Here is a 262-nt window from a genome sequence, read left to right on the forward strand (position 1 = left end):
TCCAGTTATATCAGAGGTATTCGATGTGCAGAATACTCGTTGGACTCACTGGACGATACAAGATAATCCGATCATTACTGAAGAACGTAAGCAAGAAATACACGATATCCTTTCGAAGAATCCGTATTTACTGGAACGAGATTGGTTCGGTAAACGGGTTATGCCACAAGGTGTTATCTATTCTATGTTCAGTATGAAAGATAATATAATACCTGCTGTACGTGGAAAAAGATACGAAATGTATTTCACTGCTGATGGTGGT

The 262-nt window shown here is 38.5% G+C and carries 1 pseudogene; it reads left to right on the forward strand.

Annotated elements, in window-relative coordinates:
• Window positions 1-25: 25 nt before the first annotated feature.
• Window positions 26-262: pseudogene (locus tag SB753_RS38430) on the forward strand (PBSX family phage terminase large subunit); the annotation flags it as partial.

This window comes from Paraburkholderia sp. SIMBA_053 (assembly GCF_046534895.1).
Classification (GTDB): Bacteria; Pseudomonadota; Gammaproteobacteria; order Burkholderiales; family Burkholderiaceae; genus Paraburkholderia; species Paraburkholderia caledonica.